Here is a 21,376-nt window from a genome sequence, read left to right as displayed (position 1 = left end):
AAAATCATTTGAATGATTTCTTCTTGGTCTACGTGCCATAAAATACTCCATATATTGATGTTTATAACATCATTTGGGGAGCAAAATATCACTTATAAGTGTTGTTCAAATTTCCTGATCCACCTCTCTAAAACCTAAAAGCTCTGACATTAGTCAATCCTATGCATTTATAAGCGATACTTTGAATTTTAATGATAAATTTCAAGCCATTTTAGGTGCTCGTTATACGTATTACGATTCTGAGGATCTTGATTATAATCCAGCATCAAATTCGGGGTATAGCACAAAAGCAACTACACCTACTTTTGCATTGATATATAAACCAACAAAAAATAGTACGACGTATTTGAGTTATGTTGAGAGTCTTGAGAATGGAGGGATTGTAGGCTCAACCTATAAGAATGCTGGAGAGGTTTTAGATGCGACGATTAGTAAACAATATGAATTAGGGCTTAAGTATGATGCAAATCTATTTTCTGCAACAGCTGCTATCTTTAAAATTCAACGTGCTGCAACTATCACAGATGCAAATAATTATTTAAGTCAAGATGGCATAACGAATTACAATGGCATTGAACTTAACACCAATTTTAAACCTACATCTAAGTTAAAAATTGGTGCGGGTATGATGTATATGGATGCAGAGATTGATAAGGTTAGTGCATCTAATATTGCTTTGATAGGTAATCGTCCAGCAGGTGTTGCAAAGTGGACTGGTACTTTAAATGGAGAGTATTTAATAGATAGTATTGCTGGCTTAAGTTTACATGGCAATGTTAGATATAATGGTGATTCTTATACAGCTAATACAAATACAGTAGAAATACCATCATATATCTTAGTCAATGGCGGACTGGCATATCAATTTAATCTGGGTGGGCATGATGCTACTTTGAATGCCAATATGAATAATATTTTAAATAAAAAGTATTGGGCATCAAGTGGTACATGGGCGAGCATTGGCGAGGGTAGAAATGGTGTGGTGTCACTGAATGTTAAGTGGTAATTTAAAATTAGAATATTCCATATAATATATTATATTCAGCAGACTAAATAATGAGGGTTATACATTGGCTCTCATAATTTAGTTACTGTACTTCAGTAGATCGATAATTAGGATTTACTTAAAATAAGCTGTCTAATCTTAACTGCTTTCTCAAAAGTGATCTAGTTTGTGCTTTAGGTTCCATCAGTTTGTAGTCTCCATCAATAGTTCTGGTTTATCGTTTTTATTTTTGAAGAAAGCATAAAATGATAGACCAATATTTTCTATCCTTGTCCCAATTTCCGCATAACTCCCAGTCAATTACTGGTGTGGATTTAGCTTTCATTGCTTGCGCGAGCATAAAGGGTAACTGTATGAGGGGGGTGATACTTTCATAATTTATGCATTCCAACTATCAATAATATCAGCCCAATCTTGTAGCATTTTTCTACGATCATTTAAATACTTGGCATGATTGTATGCTGCCCGTGTTTTATTTGCTTCAGCATGTGCAAGTTGTGTTTCGATCCAGTCAGAATTGTAGCGAAGGCTATTTAATTCGGTTGATGCTGTAGCTCTGATGTCATGAGCTGTTACTTGATTTAAGCCGATATAAGTCAGCATCTTGTTTAGTGTAGTTCTAGAGATCATGCAGTCTCTTTTTTGTGGAGAAGGGAATACATATTTTTGGTCTTTAGTAAAAGCATACTGTTCATTCAAGATATTAAGCAGTTGATCAGAGATGGGAACGATATGAATTCTATTTTTCTTCATTGTACGTTCTTGTTTTAAGCGTTTTGAAACTTTTGGGAATTTGATAATCCTTTCTTTAAAGTCCACAAAGTTCCATTCCATTTTTCTAATCTCAACAGTTCTGAGCGTAGAATAGAGCATTGCCAAACATGCATTCTTGACCGTTGTAGAACCACCATAAATGTCAATCTTTTCTCGTAGAGCATTCTTCTCATGCTTTTCGAATGGTCGATCATGTTCTATCTTAGGAGACTCAATGGCTTCGCTTACAGCATAGGTGGGATCATTCTCAACACGAAGAGTCACAATTGCATAACGCATAACTAAACCAATAAATCTACGATTAATGTTAGCTGCAGATTCACCTGTACCATGCTTTCCTTGGTTTAATACACGTTCAACGGTGTTCTTCATAATGGATAAGATATCTGCTGAGCTAACGTCTTTAATTGGTTTATTGCCAAAGGCTTTGTAGACATCCTTTTCCATTGAGTTGTTAAAGCGTGCAATATAGTCCTCAGATTTATATTCCATCTTTTCTTGAACGTATTCTTTAGCGATAGCTTTAAACGTGGGGATATTCGCTCTTTGAATAAAAATTAAAAACCCGAAAAATGGTAAAGACATCATTATAAAAGATGTGATTGCCGATGCGTTCTTGCAACAGATTTTAATGCGTCCTGCAGATTACTCAGTGATTGCGACTCTAAACCTGAATGGTGACTATATTTCTGATGCGCTGGCTGCTGAAGTCGGAGGGATTGGTATTGCGCTGGGTGCGAATATTGGTGGGGCGATTTCTGTTTATGAAGCCACGCACGGAACAGCACCAAAATATGCTGGTCAGGATAAAGTCAATTCAGGTTCTATTATTCTTTCTGCTGAAATGATGCTACGGGATATGGGTTGGGTAGAAGCTGTAGATTTGATTATTAAAGGTATTTCAGGAGAAATTGAGGCGAAAACGGTCACTTATGATTTTGAGCGTTTAATGCCGAATGCAACCTTATTACGTTGTTCAGAGTTTGGTGAGGCTATTATTGCCAATATGGAATAAGTCTTAATTGAACAGACTGTAAGAAAACTCGCACTTGTTGCGGTTTTCTTTTTATAAGTTGAAAATAGCTATTGAAATATGTTTGCAATGTAAGACTAGGTTAAGACATTCGTGCTTTAGGTGAGTGAAAGTACAGTCTAACAACACGATAGTTTGATTTATAAAGGGAAATTAGAATTGTCATTACATTGAAGTACTTTGATACAGCTTATAGCTTGGGTTTTTGAGCCAGTGCTGTATGGTGGTCTTTGTCGAATGTTACGGCAGATGATCAAAGGAGTAGTCTCGTGGCTAATCAACAAAATCAGCAGCAGCGTCAACAGCAACCCAATCAACCGCAACAAAAGCCAGATCAGCAACAACAGCAACAGCAGCCAAATCAAGGCCAGCAAAAACAACCGAACCAAAACCAACAGAATCCAAATCAGCAACGTTAAAGTTGTCGTGATTTAATGAATTTATCTTAAAACACAGCACGGAGGAATCACGCAAAAGGAATTGGACTAACAGGAGGACTCTATGTCGAATAATGTTGTGAAAACATTAAAACAGAAGATCAAAGCTCGTTTAAAAAAGATTTCTAAGCATCAGTCTAAGCTGAAAGCCTTAGAGAAAAAACTGAAGAAGCGTAAGTAGTTTTACGTAGTTTATTTGAAGAAAAGCCCTCATTTTATATGAGGGCTTTGCCGTTACATATATAAGATATCTTTCAATATATGAAGCATTTAGTATGAATAAGTAACTTTATCTTATTTGCATATCTAAAAATTAGCTGAGTAGTTGAATCATGTCTCGTTTAGTTCTGAGTGGAGCTATTTTAAGTACAAATCTGCTGATGAGTGGATGTCAGCCACCGGCTTCGGGTGAAGCAGCGGGTTTGAGTTACCCCTATTTATATTGGCAGTTATATAAGACGCCTTTAGCGAAAAATTTAAATGTGCCTGTAGAAGGAGTAAGCCACAAGCAGATACAGGACACTTGGGGGGCTGCACGTGGGCAGGGACGAAAACATCAAGGTATTGATATCTTCGCTAAACGCGGAACACCAGTCTTAAGCGCCACATCAGGCATTGTATTGGATGTTGGGATCAATAGTCTAGGTGGACAAGTGGTGTGGGTGATGGGACCTAACTTAAGCCGTCACTACTATGCACATTTAGATGCTTATGCGCCTGATATTCAAACGGGGGATTGGGTTGAAGTGGGAGAGGTATTGGGCTATGTCGGAAACACGGGCAATGCTAAGAATACGCCACCACATTTGCACTATGGAATTTATAGGACTGGAAAAGGAGCTGTGAATCCTTATCCGTATTTAACTTTAAATGCATTGAAATAGCCAAGTTTTGATCTACAGTTGTAAAAGTTCGAATGCATTCATTGTTTTGCTCATAGATGGTTCATCAATTTTTTTCTTATTCTTACATCGTTCATTTGTAATATTTAGGGGTAAGTTAAAATATCACACGTATTTAACATGGACGACCCTCTATAAAGTAACCTACTAACGCAAGTAGGTTACTTTTTTGATTCTCTTTAATATGAAGGCTTAAAAGGCCTTCTTTTTACTGGTTGGATTGGAGGTGGATGTCGTACGGGTAAAATAAAACAATTGCAGTGTTCCTAAACCGAGGACTCCAGCAGCAAGCATAAACTGAAAGTGATATGACCAACCCAAATGCTGCAAGGTACTAAAACTTAAACCACCAACCAGCTGTACCGTTGCAAAGCTAAGTGTTGCCATACTCCACAGTTTTTTATAGGCCAAGCCGTAGAGTTGTAAGATGGTGTAGGAGGTGAGAAAGACCACTGCAGGGTTCAGTAGGCCTGTGAGAAATGAAGACAGGAGCGTAAATACAGGCGAAAAACTCAGAACTGCAATAAACACTGCCGCAATATAGACACTGTATAAAATCTTTAAAGCCAGAAAGTTGCCAAATTTACGTGCTAAAGCATAAGCTGTTGCAGCACCTAGAGCACTGCCTAGGCCATATAAAATCCAGTTAAAATTGATCCAATATAAATTTAGCGTTAAAACATGGCTTAAATAATCAATCCAAAACAAAGAATGGGGAATATACGCAAAGGCGCTGCAGGCATACACAATGAGTAAGCTATAGTAAATTTTATTCACTGTATGAGTCTGGGGCTGGCTTGTAGGAATACTGTGCAGTTGCTTTTGGAAAGGACGAACCAGTGTCCATAATAACCATGTAATGACAAATGCAAAGCCACAGAGAATGAACCATGCGCTGGTGATGGCAATGCGGTCTAAATACGGCATAAACAGCGTGGCTGCCAATACACCAATTCCTATTCCGCTAAATCCAATTAGATTAATTTTAAAACGGTGCTGTAACTCACTGTACTGCGCCACAATGCTGGGCGATAGAATCATCAGCAAACCACCGCTGATACCTGAAATGATGCGCCACACCAAATACCAAACTTCATTAAAATGTGCAAATGCACAGGCAAATAGGCTGATTGAACCAAACAACGCAGCAAAAATGATATAGATCGGCATTTTTGCATTTTGTGGCAGCCTCATCGCCCAGAACGCGCCGATCAGATAGCCCAGCAGATTAGCACTACCGAGTAGGCTGGCGAAATTGTGTGACCATTCATAGGCTTCGCGAGTGGACGGCAGTAGAGCGGTATAAGAAAAACGTAAGATGCCAATTCCCAAGCACATACTCAGGCAGAGAAAGAGACTCAGTTGTACGGTGCTCGAGAACGTCCTGTTCATCATCATTTGACTATTTGTTTAAAAAATACACTTGAACTATAAGGTGAAATTTACAATAAAACAATCGGGTGATGTTCGCCTTTAGTCGAGCGGAGTAAAGGCGAAGCCAATTTACTCAGTGTCTTTAAGTGTATTGATATCCACCGCATCACCAATGGTATAAAAATGTCCGCCTGCAACATGATGGATACTTTTCCATTCCTCTGCGGCTTCATGGTAATACCAATGCCCATCTCTAAAAACACGATTATCTGCATAGGCGGCAATGACTTTGCCAATAAATAAATCATGCTGCTGCTGATTATGCGGTTCAGGAATGAGTTCACACAGAATCCATGCGCTACAGCCTTCAACCACTGGGATAGGGCTGTGACCAAACTGAAAAAGTTCGACCCCACACTGACGTAACTTTTCAGGCGCATCATATTGACTGATCATGCCGAGTGCGTAGACCATTTTTAGCTGTTTAAGTGTAGGGACTTGCAGTGCAAATAAACCTGATTTTTCAATAATACTGCGGGTTTTCGTCGATTTATCGAGTACGACCGTCACTTTGGCTGGGCTAAACTCTAGGGCGCATGCCCAAGCCGCAGCCATGACATCGGTGCTTTCATCATCTTGACTGGAAACCAGCACGGTTGGGCCGTGGTTGAGTAGCCGATATGCTTTTTCTAAAGGAACGGGCAGAATGTGAGGATTAAGCAGAGATTGATTCATGTAAAAGAACACTTTAACAGCCGTTTTAAGTGCTTTATACCACATTCTAAAACTGCCGATTCAGTCTAAATTTGTACATTCAGTGGGGAATGTGGCGCAAAACCGTAAGGCCGTTTCAATTTTGATTTATAATTATGACAGCATCATTTAGGGAAACAATATGAATATCCCCTTAATCGTCAATGTCATCATTTTTATTGCATTGCTTATTTTACTTGGTCGAACCCGTAAAACCGATTGGAGTTTAGCGAAGAAAGTACTGTCAGGTCTCTGTCTTGGTATTGTTTTTGGTCTCGCTTTACATGGGTTTTATGGTACGCATTCGCCTGTACTGCAAGAGTCGGTACAGTGGTTTAATGTGGTCGGTAAAGGCTATGTCAAACTATTACAAATGGTGGTAATGCCTTTGGTGTTTGTTTCCATTTTAGGCGCTGTGATTAAGCTGCACGATGCAGGTTCATTGGGTAAAATTAGTTTTATTAGCATTGGAACCTTGTTATTTACCACAGCGATTGCTGCATTTGTCGGCGTGGTGGTGACCAATTTGTTTGGCTTAACTGCGGCAGGTTTGGTACAAGGGACACAAGAAACTGAACGTTTAAATACGATTCAAACTGACTATGTCGGGCAAGTGGCTGATTTGCAAGTGCCTGATTTATTTCTGTCATTTATTCCGAGCAATCCTTTTGCCGAGCTGACAGGGGCACATCCAACTTCCATTATCAGTGTAGTCATTTTTGCAGTGTTTTTAGGCATTGCAGGCTTGAACCTAATGAAAGCGGATGCTGAGAAAGGGCAAAAGCTGTTGTCTGCAATTGAGATCTTACAAGCGTGGGTCATGAAGTTGGTGCGTTTGATTATGATGCTCACTCCTTACGGTGTGTTCGCACTCATGACCAATATTGTGGCCAACTCTAAAATGGCGGACATCTTAAACTTAGGTGGCTTCTTGGTTGCGTCTTATATCGGCTTGGCGATTATGTTTATCGTGCACGCCGTGATTTTGGCGCTCACAGGTATGAACCCAATTCAGTTCTTTAAAAAGGTTTGGCCTGTGCTGACTTTTGCGTTTACCAGCCGTTCAAGTGCTGCCAGTATTCCTTTAAATATTGAAGCACAAACACGACGTCTGGGCGTACCTGAGTCAATTGCCAGCTTCTCAGCCTCATTTGGTACGACCATTGGGCAAAACGGCTGTGCTGGGCTATATCCTGCAATGTTGGCTGTTATGGTCGCACCGACAGTAGGTATTAATCCACTCGATCCGCTTTGGATTTTGACTTTGGTTTGTGTCGTGACCTTGAGCTCGATTGGGGTGGCAGGTGTAGGTGGTGGTGCAACATTTGCAGCGCTGATTGTCCTGCCAATGTTGGGCTTGCCTGTGACTTTGGTTGCACTGCTCATTTCAATTGAGCCTTTGATTGATATGGGTCGTACGGCTTTGAATGTGAATGGTTCGATGACCGCAGGTGTCGTGACCAGCCAAGTTTTAGGTCAAACAGATAAGCGCATTTTTGAGCAAGACAATGTGGACTTAAAAGAAGTCTAAGCTGAGTAATATATCGCCGATGAACTGAAAAGAAGCCTATCTTCATGATTAGGCTTCTTTTTATTGGGGGTGTATCCATAAATGACAAAAAACTGTATCTACTTTTTTGCTCAGTTTTTTGCAAAATAAAGCCTCAATTTAGGAGAAAAACGATGAAAATGTATCAAGTCGATGCCTTTACAACTGAATTATTCAAAGGTAATCCTGCAGCTGTGATTGTGCATGATGAATGGTTAGCAGTAGATTTGATGCAGAATATTGCCTTGGAAAATAACTTGGCAGAAACGGCTTTTGTGAAAGTCATTGATGCTGAAAACTTTGAAATTCGCTGGTTCACTCCTCAGGTTGAAGTGGACTTTTGTGGGCACGCGACTTTAGCCAGTAGTTTCGTTCTGTTTCGTGATTATACCGATGCTAAACGTATCCAGTTTCATGTCAAAGACTTGGGTGTTTTTATCATTGATCAAGATGCTGACGGCAAGATTCATATGAATTTTCCAATTCGTGCACCGCAAAAGTTAGAAGACTATCCTGCGGAAATTCATGAGTTGGTCGATTGTGAAATTAAAGAAGTCTATTTAAACCCACAGGCTTATATTTTAGTCTGTGAGTCTGAGCAGGCAGTTAAAGATGCCAAGCCGAACTTAGATAAAATTCGTCAAATGGCAGAAAAGCATAAAGTCAGTACTGCGATTACGGCTGAAAACTTAGATGTTACCTTGACTTCAACGTCGCAAGATTATGATTATATCGCGCGTTATTTCGCACCGCATAAAGGCATCAATGAAGACCCTGTGACAGGCTCCATGCATACAGGTCTTGCACCCTTGTGGGCGGAGAAGTTGGGTAAAACCTCATTGCTTGCCTATCAGGCATCGAGCCGTGGAGGATTGCTTTATTGCGATATTCAGTCTGAAACGCGGATCCAAATTTCTGGCTATGCCAAGTTATATATGACGGCTGAATTGTACTTAGATTAAGTTGTAATTCTCTTAAAATAAAACTACTGGTGAAAAATAAGCATTGATTAAAATGCTGTTTTTCACCAAATTACTATAAAAATAATTTCACTTTCCTCTATGATGTTGAGAATCATTCATATTTTGTCGAATTATTTGGAAAAATAATGTTAATGCGTTTTAAAACATTGAGTTTGTCGGTATTGCTACTTGGCTTTGGGGGTACAGTATGGGCACAACCCGTATTGGTAAAATCGGAACAGAAAATTGAAGAATATAAATTAGATAACGGTTTACGCATTATTCTTGCGCCAAACGATAAAGAAAATAAAGTGTATATGAATATGGTCTATTTGACTGGTTCATTGAACGATCCTAAAGGAAAGGGTGGTTTAGCGCATCTATTGGAACACTTAGCATTCAAGGGAACTAAAAATGTGCCAGGAGACGAATTTCAGCGCCGTTTAGATCAATACGGTTTAATGAATAATGCCAGTACAGATTATTATTCAACCAAATATATTAATGTGGTTCGTCCTGAACAAAATGCGATTAATGAGCTGATTCATCTTGAAGCTGAGCGTATGGATGGCTTGGTGCTCCAAGAAAAATATGTACCGTCTGAAATCGCGATTGTAAAACGTGAGCGTGAAGTCCGTATGGATCAGCCTTTTTCGGTACTCATGGATCAAATGTGGAAGTCTGCTTATGGTAATCAATATTTAGGGCGTTTACCGATTGGTGATTTAAACGAGTTACAGTCAATCAAAATGGCTGAACTGAATAAGTTTTATCGTGACTGGTATGCACCGAATAATGCGGTGTTTGTCATTTCAGGGAAGTTTGACCAAGCTGCTGTACTGAAGCAGATTGATGAAAAGTTTAGTGCGATTCAAGCGCGCGCTGTGCCTGCGAAAGTTAAAGTACCTGTCTTAGATGCCAGCAAGATTAAAGATCGCCAGTTTGTCGTGAAAAAAGGCAGTAACTTCGCCAAATACAATATTTACCTGAATGGTAAAAACGAGAACATTAAGACCGCGCTGGCGGTGTCGCCGTATTTATATACCATGCAACCTAGCGGGCATTTGTACCAAAGTATTGTAGAAACGGGAACGGCGACAGCAGTTCAGTCAACCACGTGGTTAGACCAAGATTTCAATATGGTGTTTATGGGCGCAGTTTATGCCCCCAACCATGATGTGAAGAAAGTCGAGTCAGCTTTGGTTGCTGGGGTCGAAAAAACACCAAAATTCAACGAGGTTGAGCTTAACCGTGTGAAGAGCATGATTAAAAATGCACAAGAAAGCATGTTCAGTAGTGCAACGGCAGTCGGTGGCATGCTCAGTGACTATGTGGTTTCTGCCAATGGTGATTGGACACAATACTTTAAAGATCAGCAACAGTTACAACAGCTTACCGTTACGCAAGTTAATCAACGTTTAGATGACTTTTTGATCCCAGAGCATCGGATTTCAGGTACTATTTTACCGACCCCAGAAGATCAGAAAAAAGCACTTGAACAAGCGGCAGCAGCCACCCCAGCAAAAACTTTAGATCAGCAAGCCGTTGCTGAAGAGCCATTGAAAGATGCAAGTGTGTATAAAGCGGAAGTTGCTGAGTATGTAAAAAGTTCAAAGCAATATTTAGAAAGTGCTGAAAAACAAATTCAGCGTGGCAAGCTAAAAAATGGTATGCAATATGCGCTGTACCCGAGTACCACGCGTGACGATAAGACCTATGCCACCATTTCGATTGACTTTGGTACGGCAGAAAGTTTGTTTAATAAGGCCGAGTTATTAGACCTGACTTCTTATTTACTGCTCAGAGCGTCAACTCAATATAGTTTGCAAGACATTGCTGATCATTCTATTGATGCGGGCGGTGGTGCAAGTGCAGCAAGTAATGGTAACGGCATCAATATCTCAATCGTGGCGAAGAAAGAAAAGTTTGATGAATTTTTTAACTTTGTTGTAGATGTCCTTAAAAATCCAACTTTTGAACAAAGCCAGTTTGATTTGATTAAGTCACAAAGCTTAGCAAGTCTAGATCGACCATATACTGAGCCTGAAACTGTAGCGGCTTTAACCATTGCGCGTTTACTTGAAACTTATCCAATGGGGGATATCCGCCATCACTTTGAGCCTGAATATGCCAAGAAGCAGTATCAGGCTGCAACACAAGCACAGGTTAAACAGCTGTATCAGCAATTTTTTGCAATGAATCATGCACAAATTTCGGTGACGGGTGTGATTGATACGAAAAAGATGAAAAAGACTTTAAATCAGGCTTTTGCAAACTGGAATTCGGCAGCGCCTTATCAGCGGATTACTTCTGACTTTACGGCATATAAAGCGCAGCGGGTACACGCGCTGTCAGAGCAGCGTGAGTTTGGTAGCTATCAGAGCATTATGACGTTCCCAGTGGGCACGTATCACCCAGATGCACCTGCTTTACAGGTACTCGAGCACATCTTAGGTGAGTCGCAGTTGTCCTCTCGTTTGGCGCAAGAGCTACGTGAAAAGAATGCCTTGGTCTATGGTTTTGGCAGTAGCATTTCGTTGGATGACTGGACGGAGTCAGGGGCGTTGACGATTGATGCAAACTATAGCGCAGGCAAATCAACTCAAGTGTCTCAAGTCGTGTATAAAGTGTTGAATGAGTTACTGGCAAAAGGCGTTACTGAACAGGAAGTCGAAGCTGCAAAGGCTGATATTTTGAAAAAGCGTGTGACTGCACTTGAAGATAGTCGCAATATCCATCGCATGTTGATTCCTCAAATGAAGCGCAATCGTACTTTACTGGATCGTGAGCAACGCGATTTAGCTTTGGCTAAAATCAGTAAAGCCGATGTTGATACGGTGATTCAGAAATATATTCAGCTGGATCAGTTGGTTGAAGTGATGGCTGACCAATATGGCAAAGCGCAGCCAGCGTTGAAAAAGTAAAGATCTCAGTTCTCACCTAAAAAGAACCCCTCAATATAGAGGGGTTCTTTGTTATAAGCCTTATGAAGCAGTTTTCTTAGTTGTCTATTCAAGCCGATAAAACTGTTTGGCATTGTGATGAAATACGCGCTCTAAAGCATCAGGGTCATAGGCTGCGACGACATCACTAAAGGCATCAATAATATTGACCAACGATGTACTGACCGAATCCATCGGAAAGTTAGAGGCAAACATCACTCGATAGGTACCAAAACAGGCGAGGGCATGCGTAATCATGGGATGTGCCAGATCAAAGACTTCTTGTCTGGACGCCAGCCGGTCTTCTTTATGAAAACGATGTCCTAATACTGGCATGAAGAGTCCCGACATTTTGGTATAGACGTTTGGACAGCTTGCAAGCTCAGCTAAGTCATCTTTCCAACGGAAGAAAATATTTTCCCGTGCCGTCTGTGTCATCCCTGTATTTGCGCCAATTGAGCCAAATAAACCTGCGGGTGTACCCAAATGGTCTAGCACAATGGAGGTTTCTGGGAACTGCTTGGCCAGATAAATCACATCTTCAAGCTGTGTGGAATAAACCCAAGCATCAAAACTCAAGTTGTATTGGGACAGTACTTCGAAGCCTTTGAGAAATTTTTTATTGCGATATAAGTGTGGCTCATCTGTCCACGCATGGATTGCTTTGTCTTCATGAAAAGACGCCATTTTACGAATACCACGAAAGTGTGGTGAAGCTTTATGGTGTAATTTTAGGATCTTCTTAAAGTTACGATCACGCGGGTCAGCTGTTGCGACAATGCCACCCAATTTGACCGTATCTGCCCCAAAAGCTAAAGACTCAATAAACTGAGTTTCCTCAACCACACCTTTGCCTTTGCTGTGATGCCAACTGGCTTCGACATGCACCACTTGTTCTACTGTGTATGTGCCAGTATCGTGTTTATAGTCATGAGGCAAATAAGGATGTGTGATATGACGGGTTAGACCGACAGTTTCAATCAGATCTTTAGGTTTCACCAAACGAACCATTTTGTCCAAGAGCTTAGGATGCTTGCCCAATAATTTGACTGCCAAAGCCGCTGCATGTGGCGTGTTATAGGGGTCCCACTGGTGAATGTGCGGATCAATGAGTGCAAAGTCCAAATGCTGCATGTTTTTCCCTAAATTATATTCTTTCAGGATTACCTTACTGCAAATTGAGGTATTGCAACATTGTATTTCATTTCAAATACGACGAAATGAAAAAAGCCTGCACGAGGCAGGCTTTGATTGATCAGTGATCGTGTTTGTGGTCATGCTTGTTGGCATGAAACTCTTCGTTATGACGGAAACGAAGGTAGTTCTCAAACTGTTCACAATATTCGTCATAGTTGTCTTCAAGCATCATTTGGAACTGCTGCAAAATATAAGACATCACTTGTTCTTTGGCATCACGCATTTCATCGCCATCTTTAAAGTTGTTGGCTGCCACCCATGTGTTAAAACGGGCTGTACCAAACAACATCGCAGCACTCACTTGGCCACGTATTTCAGCAGGTTTCACTTGTGAACCTTTTTCAGTGCGACAAAAATCGTTGGCTTGCTTAATAAATTCATCTGCACGTTCAAAAAAAGCAGCATTCAACGCTTCTTCTTCGGTTACATCTATTGCTTCAATCTTCTGAACCATGAACTTGTCCTAAAATACATAAATAACTCAGACTGCATTATAGGCAAAGCCTTGCAGAAACTAAACCTTTGCCTTAATCTAAAAATAGCCTAAGTAGTAAAATAGAGAATATCCATGCAAGACGCGATTGCGGTACAAAGTTTAAAAAGTGATATTGCATTATTGCGTCAAAACATTTGGCCACCACAAAATTTGGCCAATGTCGAAGGCTTACCGATTTATTACGCTACAAAAGCAGAGGTCGAAGACTACTACCGTCAGTGGACGGGTTTGATTGAGCGGGCGCAAGACTTATTCCAACCCTTTATGGAAGATGAGGTACTGGACGCGATTCATTTACCCAGTCATTTGAATTTACCGCTATTTTATTTTCACGTCGATCGTATTCGGATTAATAAAACCCGTGCCAAAGAGTCTAAAAGTTTTCGCGGTATTGCGAGCTTAATCGAAAAATGTGGGCAGTTTGAACCCGAGCAAATCCAAGCTATGCGCGCTTGGTTGGACAGCGATGATAACGCAGCCTTGGTTGCGCATAGGGAATTTATTGACCTCAGAACCTATGTGTTTCAGCATGGGCAGAGTGAATATACCCGTACCCGATTTTATGTAAATGGTATCGTGTTAAGTACCGAAGCACACTTTGAGTTGGTCGATGCGCGAGACAAACCACGTAAACAGCGTAGCGATAGTTATAATGATCCACTCGCAGATAACAACACGTGGAAAGTATACGGCAAGTATCGCTAACTTAGGTGCCGGTTGGTAATTCTATTATAAAAGAGCCTTTCACTACTGATGTGTGTTCTGATTTAAACGTCTATTTCAATTTTTTGGTTTGGCTGAACTGTATCAGCTGTTGTTCAACCAATTTCAGCATTCTATTTTTTTCCGCAGCAAGCCAGCCCGCAGCAAAACCATAGGCAACATTGGGTTCTGTAGCTTGTTGAAATAAGGCTTCTGCAACCACCAAATCATTATAGTGCCCCAAGCTTTCTTGTACTGCTTTGAGTTTTTTTAAATAGGTTTTTAACGCTTTTGCATCGAGTAAAGACGCCACAAACTCAATGCTATAACGCAGTTGTTTGACTTGCTTGCGAATGCGGTGTTTTTCCTCATCCTCAAGCTGGCTAAAGTGCTCGGCATGTGCGCATATTTTATGGTGTAAAGCATGGATTACTTTGAGTGCATGCTTTTTCAGTTTGGCTTTTGAAGGTGAATCTAGTTGTTGCTCTGTAAATAAAATCAATTCAAGCCAAAGTTGCGTCGTTTCGGGTCGTTGAAATAGGGCAGAGATATCAGTGATGACTTCTGTACTTGGCGCAAGATGATCTAATGGATAACCTGCCTCAATCAGTTGAGGAAGTAAATCTTCATTTAAGGCATCAATGTCGCGGGTTCCACCTAAGGCTTGAAAAATAGTGGTAAGTTCCGTTTTCCAGTGTGGTTGAATGGCGTCCGACCATGCAGCAAAACTTTTCAGTGCGCTACGTAATCGGCGGATTGCCACGCGGGTTTGGTGGACATGTTCACTAGAGTATTGCTGTCGCGCAATTGAACTAGCATTAGGGAGTAGGTGCTGTAAGCAATTGGCCACTATGCTTTGCAGAGCCTCAACTTCGCTTGAGCTTCTGTCCAGTGCAAGAGATGTCTGATACTGTGCGGGAAAGTAACTTTGCTGACGGACAGCTAGAAGTCCATAGTCAGATTTACTGTGTGTGTCGAGCAACAGTTGATACTTTTGAATCCAAGGCCGTATAAGTGCGATAAGATCCTCTATAGCTCCTTGTTTTAATTCAAATTCGATCTCGAAAATATCTACACTGCTTTGTTCCTTAAAAATTTTTCCAATATCGAGTGCAATCTCAACTGTACTGTTCCCAACATCCTGCAAAACACGTAAACGTTGGATGTTAGTTTCAAAGAGCAACTTAAGGGTTGGAAGTGGAAGCCCCAAAGCGCGCTTTAATTGTTTATAGACAGCAGGATAAGCATCATAGCTATGTAAGTCGAGAGTCGTTGTTTCAGGTGGTGCTATATCAAATTCAAGTTCAAATCGACTCAGCGCTTTAGCGTTGTTCACGGCTTTGAGGGTTTGTTTCCATTCATCATTTTCCTGACGACGTCGAATCGCGATGCAATGTTTAGCAAGGGTTTGTTCAGCTGTATCAAAGTATTGTGCTGCCAGATGAATCGGTTCAGCCTTGAGCAAGCTAAAAGCTTTTTGTAAGGCCTTACGCTTCTTAACTGGAACTTGAAACTTAAACTCAATCTCTTGCATAGCGCTTACTCATAACGACCTGCATTTAACTATATGCTAAATCGAATAAAAAAAGACCAATTTTGAATAAATATAAGCTAAAAGAGCAGAAACAGTGTGATAGAGGTCACTTTTAAAATAATGAGGTGGAAGTTAAATGTATGAGGATTAATAAGTACTGATGGTTGCCGTGAAGTGACGATAACTTTACATTGAGTAGGAATGTATCGCCTTACTTTTTAAGAAAAAAATGAATATAACCTGTATTGTTCTGATGATAGGCCGTTTTGCCATAGATAAATTAGTGGTTTGGAAGATAACAACCACGATTTTCTATCGTGGTTTTACGACTTTTCAGGTCTTGTGGAGGGGCGATAGCAGTCATATATTTATATAACTGCTTATTATGGTATGCAGAGCGTTATTTCAAGAATTTACGGCTGACTAAGAACTGTTCTGTGGCATCTAAAAGTTTATCTGCATAGACTTCAAGTTTTGCTGTGAGCCAGCCCAAAACAAACCAATCACTGGCTTCAAGTTCTGTCTGTTGAATGTACGTAGCAGAAGTCGCTAAGATTTGATATTCATGTGCGGCTTGTTGGGCATCATTTAACGCTTTACTGTATTTCTGCAAATTTTTCACATCATAAATTGACGTTAAAATAGGAAAGCTAAACTTCAGTTCCTTAATTTTCTGTGCCAATACATCTAAGCTTTCAAAGTGACTAATATCCGCAGCATTTAAGCTTTCTTGTAGCTGTCGATATTGGTTTTGCAGGGTGTTATGTGCATAGGTTTTTAAATCTTGCTTTTGCACTTGATCATGTGAGCTTAAACTAAACGTTAATAATTCAAGATAATGATGGACGTTTTGGGTCGATTTAACTAAATTTCCAAGCTTTTCTTGAGCATACAATATGTCTTTAGCAAGATTTTCTGTTGTGGTTGGATTTTGTAAAAATGCACCTAAGGTATCTTGCATGTGTTGCAAATGCTGTAGTTGGTCGAATTGATGCTTAAATGCACCCAGTTGCATTGCCCATTTATCAGAAATATTGCTATTCCAGTCTTTGAATAACGCTAGCGTTAGTTGTAAGTGCTCTAAAGCAGTTTGTGCTTGATCAATATGACTTTGCTCAGCAACACCTGCCGAAATTGCGGCAATATTGGGCAGTAAGTGCTGCATTTGCTGACCAATCAGCAAACTCAGGTTATGTGCCGCACTTTCTTTTTTTGATAAGACAAATTCCTTTTCAAAACGTGCTGGGCTAACGGTTTGCTCAAGTGCCAGTAAGTTACCCATTTCGGCTTTACTACGAACATCTAACCACAGTTGATACTTCTTCACCCATTCAAAACTAAAAGCCAAAAGCGACTGCACAGAGCCTGATTTGAGTTCAAACTCTACTTCATGGATGGTCTGTTCTCGACCAGATGCACGAACCACACCGACATCCAAACAGACTTCAATTTCAGCATCCTCAAACTCAATAACGCGATAGGTACGTTGGATATCCGTTTCAAAGGTGAGCTTTAACGCAGTTGCATCTGATCCTAAAGCTTGGGTTAAAATCTGTTGAGCTTCTGGAATAGCTTCATAAATACTGAGGTCGAGTTCAGGAGATGACTCTAACTCACCCAAATTGTGATTATGTTCAAAACGGTGTAAATGACTTTTACCTGCGGCTTTGAGTGTTTGAATCCAGCAAGTGCCTTCAAGACGCTGACGCAAAGCAGCGCCGTGTTGAGCCAAAAGGCGGTCAGGCGTATCAAAATACTTGGCTTGAAGTTGAATATTTTCAGATTTTTTAGGATCTAAAGCTTTAAGAAGGGCGGTACGTCGTGCTTCGCTAATCTGAAATTTTAATTCAATTTCAACCATGAAAAATTCCTAATTTGAGGGGCTAGGTCAGTGCCAAGCCTTTATGTATTTAGATGCATGATCTGTAGTTTGTTTTATGTGCGCTAAAGGCACACCAATGGACAACTGAATTGTAGCGAAAAAGAGACCGTATGTAAGACTTGACGACACAATAAAACAAAGTTGCAGTGAGAGATTGATCAAAAAACAATTCTGTTTTTATTGGAAACTTTCTTAGAGGCGATTGCACTTTGCAGACTGAACATTTTCGGCTATGTTGGTAGAAAACCATCAGGATGATGACAGATGAATGCACAGGTTGAACCGAAACAGGAACGTGATGTAGAACCTAATTTTCAGTTGCCGATTAAGGACTTTCAGCAGTTTTATCGTTTTTATCTAACAGAACACCGTAACATCATGAGCCGTCGGTTGCATGTCACGGGCAGTTCGATGGGGCTGTACTTTTTCTCTAAAGCCATACTTAAACGCAAACCACGTTATTTTGTATACGGTTTAGTCTCTGGCTATGCCTGTGCGTGGGTAGGTCATTTTGTTTTTGAAAAAAATAAGCCAGCCAGTTTTAAACAGCCTGTGTATAGTTTTATCTCGGATTGGCGCATGTTCTTCGATGTGTTACGCGGAAACCTTAGCTTACAAGATCGTACTTTGGATAAAATTCCAAGTGAGTGAAGTACTTTATGACCAAATGATGAAAATATTCGTCGCAACCCGAAATTAACAGTTGCAATGTTAAAGTGAATGTTCTAATAATGAAGTCGTTGTATATATTTTCATCTTATTGCAAGTAGGCACATTTAGCTTATCTTTGCTTTGAGTTTTCCAAGCCTAGAGTGACCTTCTCTAGGTTTTTTTTATGTCATATTCAAATAAAATACGCGGCTTTTTAGCTTTTTATGATGTTGTTTGAACATCACTGGTTTAAAAAGCTAAAAAGCCGTTTAGATCGCTTCTCATCTCTTATTCTTGTTATGAAGTTGTTATTTTAATTTTGTTCTTGTTACCTTATGTATCCATTAAACTGCGAAAGCGTTGGGGTGGCTATCACTGATAATAGGTATTTTTAGACGGCACTTGTTTAGTCGCGACTTTTTTGTACAAAGCAGTATGTTTTCAATCTCAATTCATTAAGGTTAGATTGATTTTTAGCTTTATAATAGAACAACATAACCCAAAGGTAGAATTAAATGCGCGGTTTATATCTAATTACAAATGATGATCCATTAGAGCTACTTTTGGCTAAGTTGGAGGGTGCGATGGCAACTGGTGAAATTGCGATTTTGCAATATCGTCGTAAGAAAGTACCCAAAGAACAGCAAGACTATGAAGTTGAGTACATGAAAGCTATGTGTGCTGAATATCGAGTTCCTTTTGTGATTAATGATGACTTGGAAATGGCGGTTAAGTACGGCGTTGGGGTGCATTTGGGACAAGATGATGGTGAAGTTGCTGAAGCTGTTGCCCGTTTGCCTCAAGGCGTGGTTATCGGTCGTACTTGTCTAAACTCGATTGAACTTGCTGAAAAAGCGATTGCTGAAGGGGCAACTTATGTGGCTTTTGGTGCAATATATGCAACTCATACCAAGCCAGAAGCAGGTCATATTGGTTTGGAGACTTTAAAAGAAGCCAAAGCCAGATTGAATGTGCCCATTTGTGCAATTGGCGGTTTAACAGTTGAAAATTCAAGTGAAGTGATTGATGCGGGTGCCGACCTTTGCGCAGTGATTAGTGATATATTAGGTCGATCAATGTCTGCGATTCCCGATCGTATTGAACAGTGGGCTGATTTATTTGCATCTAAAGCTTAAGTGTTTTAGATGTCTTTTTATTTTTTGAGTTGAGTAATTTCATGAGCTTATCTCCAAAGCAAGAACAATTGTTTAAACAAGCTAGCAAACATATTCCAGGTGGTGTGAACTCACCTGTACGTGCCTTTAATAGTGTAGGTGGAACGCCTGTCTTTATTGAAAAGGCGCAAGGTGCGTATTTGTATGATGTGGATGGTAAACGCTATGTGGACTACGTAGGCTCATGGGGACCAATGATTTTAGGTCATGCTCATCCTGAAATTATTAAAGCTGTACAAAGTGCTGCGGTAGATGGTTTAAGTTTTGGTGCACCTACTGTACATGAAACGACTTTGGCCGACATTATTTGCGAAATTATGCCGTCAATTGAGTTGGTACGTATGACCAATTCAGGTACTGAAGCAACTATGACTGCGATTCGTCTTGCGCGAGGCTACACAGGTCGTGACAAGATTGTCAAATTTGAAGGCTGTTACCACGGTCATTCAGACTCGTTATTGGTTAAAGCGGGTTCAGGCTTGTTAACCAATGGTGAGGGGGAAGCCACCTCAGCGGGCGTTCCTGCTGACTTTGCCAAACATACGCTCACACTTCCATATAACGATATTGCGACCTTAAAAGAGTGCTTTGCTAAGTTTGGTTCCGAGATTGCAGGGGTGATTGTTGAACCTGTAGCAGGGAACATGAACCTTGTGAAACCAATTGATGGATTCTTGCAAGCGATTCGTGATGTGTGTGATGAATATGGTTCTGTTTTTATCATTGATGAAGTGATGACAGGTTTCCGTGTTGGGCTAGGCGGTGCGCAAGCTCACTATGGCGTGACCCCAGATTTAACCACCTTGGGCAAAATTATTGGTGCAGGCTTACCTGTTGGTGCATTTGGCGGTAAACGAGAAGTGATGGAGTGTATTGCTCCACTGGGTAAAGTTTACCAAGCTGGAACATTGTCGGGGAATCCACTTGCAATGCGTGCAGGGATTGAGATGTTTAAGCACCTGCGCCAAGAGGGATTCTACGAAAAATTGACAGCGCAGCTAGAAAAACTTCTTGCTGGTTTACAAGTAGCGGCCAATGAAGCAGGTATTGCTTTTAAAACACAACAAGTAGGTGGTATGTTTGGTTTGTACTTTACCGATCAAGAAGACATTACCAGCTTCGACTCGATGCTCAAGTGCGATATCGACGCATTCCGTAAATTCTTCCATGGCATGTTAGACCGTGGCGTGAACCTTGCACCTTCAGCATTTGAAGCAGGTTTTATTTCTGCCGCACATACAGATGAAGACATTGAATTTACTCTTCAGGCCGCAAAAGATGTTTTTGCCAGCATGAAGTAAATTTTCAGTTCTATCATTATATAGCCCATCTTAATTGATGGGCTTTTTTGTATTAGGTATTTGGAGGAATGAAAAATGAAAATCAAACATTGTTTAACGTTGGTAGATGCTGAATTTATACTAAGTCATGCTTTTGATTATGCTCAGACGCATGAACTTAATGTAAGTATTGCTGTTGTTGATGAAACAGGAATTTTACTGACAATGAAGCGAATGGATGGAGCATCGCCTATGACAGCAAATTTATGTATTGAAAAAGCCAAATGTTCAGCAATGAGTCGTCGCCCATCAAAGTTATTTGAAGACTTGATTCGATCTGGGCAGATGGGTTTTCTGAGCATGCAAAGCTTTTCGGGAATGCTCGAAGGTGGCGAACCGATTATGTATGAAGGGCAATTGGTTGGAGCAATCGGAGTATCAGGTGCAAAATCTTTTCAAGATGCTGAAATTGCGCAACATGCACTTTCTATATTTTTTGCACAGTTCAATTTCGAAACTTGAGGGCTTCAAAGTAGCTACAAAATATGGTTGAGTAAAATTCGCAAGGATGCGAGCAATTTTAAAATTCTAGTTGTGAACGGCTTTGTTGCACAAAGCTATTCTTGAAGGCTTCTTCAGTAATATAATTTCCAGATGAAGAAGCCTACACCTAAAATCTATCGTACAACCAATTGGTCCTCGTATAACCAAGCTTTAATCAAGCGAG

General features: G+C 40.4%; 18 protein-coding genes and 2 pseudogenes. 12 read left to right on the top strand and 8 right to left on the bottom strand.

Going from position 1 to position 21,376, the window contains the following annotated elements; genetic code table 11:
* Positions 1-148: 148 nt before the first annotated feature.
* Entirely contained in the window at positions 149-1,006 is an 858-nt protein-coding gene (locus tag GBI16_RS14375; protein ID WP_228267846.1) for a TonB-dependent receptor domain-containing protein, read from the top strand.
* A gap of 107 nt (positions 1,007-1,113) precedes the next feature.
* On the opposite strand, the pseudogene GBI16_RS18955 reads toward GBI16_RS14375, so the two are convergent.
* Positions 1,114-1,306: pseudogene (locus GBI16_RS18955) on the bottom strand (DUF6500 family protein).
* 78 nt (positions 1,307-1,384) lie between these two features.
* Positions 1,385-2,368 carry a site-specific integrase gene (locus tag GBI16_RS14370; RefSeq protein ID WP_228147008.1) on the bottom strand — a complete coding sequence of 328 codons (984 nt, stop codon included), beginning with the start codon at positions 2,366-2,368 and terminating at the stop codon, positions 1,385-1,387.
* Between GBI16_RS14370 and GBI16_RS14365 the strand changes: the two are divergent.
* From GBI16_RS14365 to GBI16_RS14360, 3 genes and pseudogenes are all read left to right on the top strand, one after another.
* Positions 2,331-2,795, top strand: a pseudogene (locus GBI16_RS14365) (isocitrate/isopropylmalate family dehydrogenase); the annotation flags it as partial. The gene GBI16_RS14370 and the pseudogene GBI16_RS14365 sit on opposite strands and share 38 nt — an antisense overlap.
* 287 nt (positions 2,796-3,082) lie before the next feature.
* The gene (locus GBI16_RS18690; RefSeq protein WP_171264481.1) at positions 3,083-3,232 is read left to right on the top strand and encodes a hypothetical protein; all 150 of its coding nucleotides are present in this window, start codon (positions 3,083-3,085) and stop codon (positions 3,230-3,232) included.
* A gap of 350 nt (positions 3,233-3,582) precedes the next feature.
* Complete coding sequence (locus GBI16_RS14360) at positions 3,583-4,134, top strand: M23 family metallopeptidase (protein WP_086210205.1); 552 nt, start codon at positions 3,583-3,585, stop codon at positions 4,132-4,134.
* Positions 4,135-4,344: 210 nt separating this feature from the next.
* Here the strand turns inward: GBI16_RS14360 and GBI16_RS14355 are convergent, their stop codons facing one another.
* Both GBI16_RS14355 and GBI16_RS14350 read right to left on the bottom strand, forming a co-directional pair.
* Positions 4,345-5,547 (bottom strand): YbfB/YjiJ family MFS transporter, encoded by a 1,203-nt coding sequence (locus GBI16_RS14355; protein WP_086210245.1) that lies wholly within the window; start codon positions 5,545-5,547, stop codon positions 4,345-4,347.
* 108 nt (positions 5,548-5,655) lie between these two features.
* Positions 5,656-6,261 carry a flavin reductase family protein gene (locus GBI16_RS14350; protein WP_151707311.1) on the bottom strand — a complete coding sequence of 202 codons (606 nt, stop codon included), beginning with the start codon at positions 6,259-6,261 and terminating at the stop codon, positions 5,656-5,658.
* A 160-nt stretch (positions 6,262-6,421) separates the two neighbouring features.
* Between GBI16_RS14350 and GBI16_RS14345 the strand changes: the two genes are divergently transcribed.
* The 3 genes from GBI16_RS14345 to GBI16_RS14335 all read left to right on the top strand — a co-directional run bounded on the left by GBI16_RS14345 (position 6,422) and on the right by GBI16_RS14335 (position 11,714).
* Positions 6,422-7,810: an L-cystine transporter gene (locus GBI16_RS14345; RefSeq protein ID WP_151707310.1), complete on the top strand. Its 1,389-nt coding sequence runs from the start codon at positions 6,422-6,424 to the stop codon at positions 7,808-7,810.
* Positions 7,811-7,962: 152 nt separating this feature from the next.
* Positions 7,963-8,790 carry a PhzF family phenazine biosynthesis protein gene (locus GBI16_RS14340; protein WP_086210202.1) on the top strand — a complete coding sequence of 276 codons (828 nt, stop codon included), beginning with the start codon at positions 7,963-7,965 and terminating at the stop codon, positions 8,788-8,790.
* Positions 8,791-8,936: 146 nt separating this feature from the next.
* Complete coding sequence (locus GBI16_RS14335) at positions 8,937-11,714, top strand: pitrilysin family protein (RefSeq protein ID WP_151707309.1); 2,778 nt, start codon at positions 8,937-8,939, stop codon at positions 11,712-11,714.
* Positions 11,715-11,798: 84 nt separating this feature from the next.
* Here GBI16_RS14335 and GBI16_RS14330 read toward each other — a convergent pair whose 3' ends face one another.
* Both GBI16_RS14330 and GBI16_RS14325 read right to left on the bottom strand, forming a co-directional pair.
* Complete coding sequence (locus GBI16_RS14330) at positions 11,799-12,866, bottom strand: amidohydrolase (protein ID WP_151707308.1); 1,068 nt, start codon at positions 12,864-12,866, stop codon at positions 11,799-11,801.
* Between the two features lie 121 nt (positions 12,867-12,987).
* Positions 12,988-13,383 carry a DUF3144 domain-containing protein gene (locus GBI16_RS14325; protein ID WP_151707307.1) on the bottom strand — a complete coding sequence of 132 codons (396 nt, stop codon included), beginning with the start codon at positions 13,381-13,383 and terminating at the stop codon, positions 12,988-12,990.
* Positions 13,384-13,497: 114 nt separating this feature from the next.
* Here GBI16_RS14325 and GBI16_RS14320 point away from each other — a divergent pair, with 114 nt between their 5' ends.
* On the top strand, positions 13,498-14,130 hold the full coding sequence (locus GBI16_RS14320; RefSeq protein WP_151707306.1) for a hypothetical protein: 633 nt from the start codon (positions 13,498-13,500) through the stop codon (positions 14,128-14,130).
* A 70-nt stretch (positions 14,131-14,200) separates the two neighbouring features.
* Here the strand turns inward: GBI16_RS14320 and GBI16_RS14315 are convergent, their stop codons facing one another.
* Positions 14,201-15,661: a CHAD domain-containing protein gene (locus tag GBI16_RS14315; protein WP_151707305.1), complete on the bottom strand. Its 1,461-nt coding sequence runs from the start codon at positions 15,659-15,661 to the stop codon at positions 14,201-14,203.
* Between the two features lie 400 nt (positions 15,662-16,061).
* Positions 16,062-17,522, bottom strand: coding sequence for a CYTH domain-containing protein (locus GBI16_RS14310; RefSeq protein WP_086210196.1), 1,461 nt, complete (start codon positions 17,520-17,522; stop codon positions 16,062-16,064).
* 285 nt (positions 17,523-17,807) lie between these two features.
* Between GBI16_RS14310 and GBI16_RS14305 the strand changes: the two genes are divergently transcribed.
* The 4 genes from GBI16_RS14305 (at position 17,808) to GBI16_RS14290 (ending at position 21,171) form a co-directional block, all read left to right on the top strand.
* Positions 17,808-18,194 (top strand): DUF962 domain-containing protein, encoded by a 387-nt coding sequence (locus tag GBI16_RS14305; RefSeq protein ID WP_086210195.1) that lies wholly within the window; start codon positions 17,808-17,810, stop codon positions 18,192-18,194.
* Positions 18,195-18,709: 515 nt separating this feature from the next.
* A complete protein-coding gene (thiE, locus tag GBI16_RS14300) occupies positions 18,710-19,330 on the top strand; it encodes a thiamine phosphate synthase (protein ID WP_086210194.1) in 621 nt (206 codons plus the stop codon).
* A 41-nt stretch (positions 19,331-19,371) separates the two neighbouring features.
* Positions 19,372-20,670, top strand: a complete 1,299-nt coding sequence (hemL, locus tag GBI16_RS14295; protein ID WP_086210193.1) for a glutamate-1-semialdehyde 2,1-aminomutase — start codon at positions 19,372-19,374, stop codon at positions 20,668-20,670.
* Between the two features lie 75 nt (positions 20,671-20,745).
* On the top strand, positions 20,746-21,171 hold the full coding sequence (locus GBI16_RS14290) for a heme-binding protein (protein ID WP_151707304.1): 426 nt from the start codon (positions 20,746-20,748) through the stop codon (positions 21,169-21,171).
* Positions 21,172-21,376: the final 205 nt, after the last annotated feature.

The organism is Acinetobacter sp. TUM15064 (assembly GCF_008980265.1).
GTDB lineage: Bacteria > Pseudomonadota > Gammaproteobacteria > Pseudomonadales > Moraxellaceae > Acinetobacter.
This window is presented reverse-complemented; position numbering and strand designations above follow the sequence as displayed.

Bases quoted from the DNA above. Each gene is read 5' to 3' on its own strand.
- GBI16_RS14370 (WP_228147008.1), bottom strand. From the start codon at position 2,368: ATGATGTCTTTACCATTTTTCGGGTTTTTAATTTTTATTCAAAGAGCG.
- GBI16_RS14360 (WP_086210205.1), top strand. From the start codon at position 3,583: ATGTCTCGTTTAGTTCTGAGTGGAGCTATTTTAAGTACAAATCTGCTG.
- GBI16_RS14355 (WP_086210245.1), bottom strand. From the start codon at position 5,547: ATGATGAACAGGACGTTCTCGAGCACCGTACAACTGAGTCTCTTTCTC.
- GBI16_RS14350 (WP_151707311.1), bottom strand. From the start codon at position 6,261: ATGAATCAATCTCTGCTTAATCCTCACATTCTGCCCGTTCCTTTAGAA.
- GBI16_RS14345 (WP_151707310.1), top strand. From the start codon at position 6,422: ATGAATATCCCCTTAATCGTCAATGTCATCATTTTTATTGCATTGCTT.
- GBI16_RS14340 (WP_086210202.1), top strand. From the start codon at position 7,963: ATGAAAATGTATCAAGTCGATGCCTTTACAACTGAATTATTCAAAGGT.
- GBI16_RS14335 (WP_151707309.1), top strand. From the start codon at position 8,937: ATGTTAATGCGTTTTAAAACATTGAGTTTGTCGGTATTGCTACTTGGC.
- GBI16_RS14330 (WP_151707308.1), bottom strand. From the start codon at position 12,866: ATGCAGCATTTGGACTTTGCACTCATTGATCCGCACATTCACCAGTGG.
- GBI16_RS14325 (WP_151707307.1), bottom strand. From the start codon at position 13,383: ATGGTTCAGAAGATTGAAGCAATAGATGTAACCGAAGAAGAAGCGTTG.
- GBI16_RS14320 (WP_151707306.1), top strand. From the start codon at position 13,498: ATGCAAGACGCGATTGCGGTACAAAGTTTAAAAAGTGATATTGCATTA.
- GBI16_RS14315 (WP_151707305.1), bottom strand. From the start codon at position 15,661: ATGCAAGAGATTGAGTTTAAGTTTCAAGTTCCAGTTAAGAAGCGTAAG.
- GBI16_RS14310 (WP_086210196.1), bottom strand. From the start codon at position 17,522: ATGGTTGAAATTGAATTAAAATTTCAGATTAGCGAAGCACGACGTACC.
- GBI16_RS14305 (WP_086210195.1), top strand. From the start codon at position 17,808: ATGAATGCACAGGTTGAACCGAAACAGGAACGTGATGTAGAACCTAAT.
- thiE (WP_086210194.1), top strand. From the start codon at position 18,710: ATGCGCGGTTTATATCTAATTACAAATGATGATCCATTAGAGCTACTT.
- hemL (WP_086210193.1), top strand. From the start codon at position 19,372: ATGAGCTTATCTCCAAAGCAAGAACAATTGTTTAAACAAGCTAGCAAA.
- GBI16_RS14290 (WP_151707304.1), top strand. From the start codon at position 20,746: ATGAAAATCAAACATTGTTTAACGTTGGTAGATGCTGAATTTATACTA.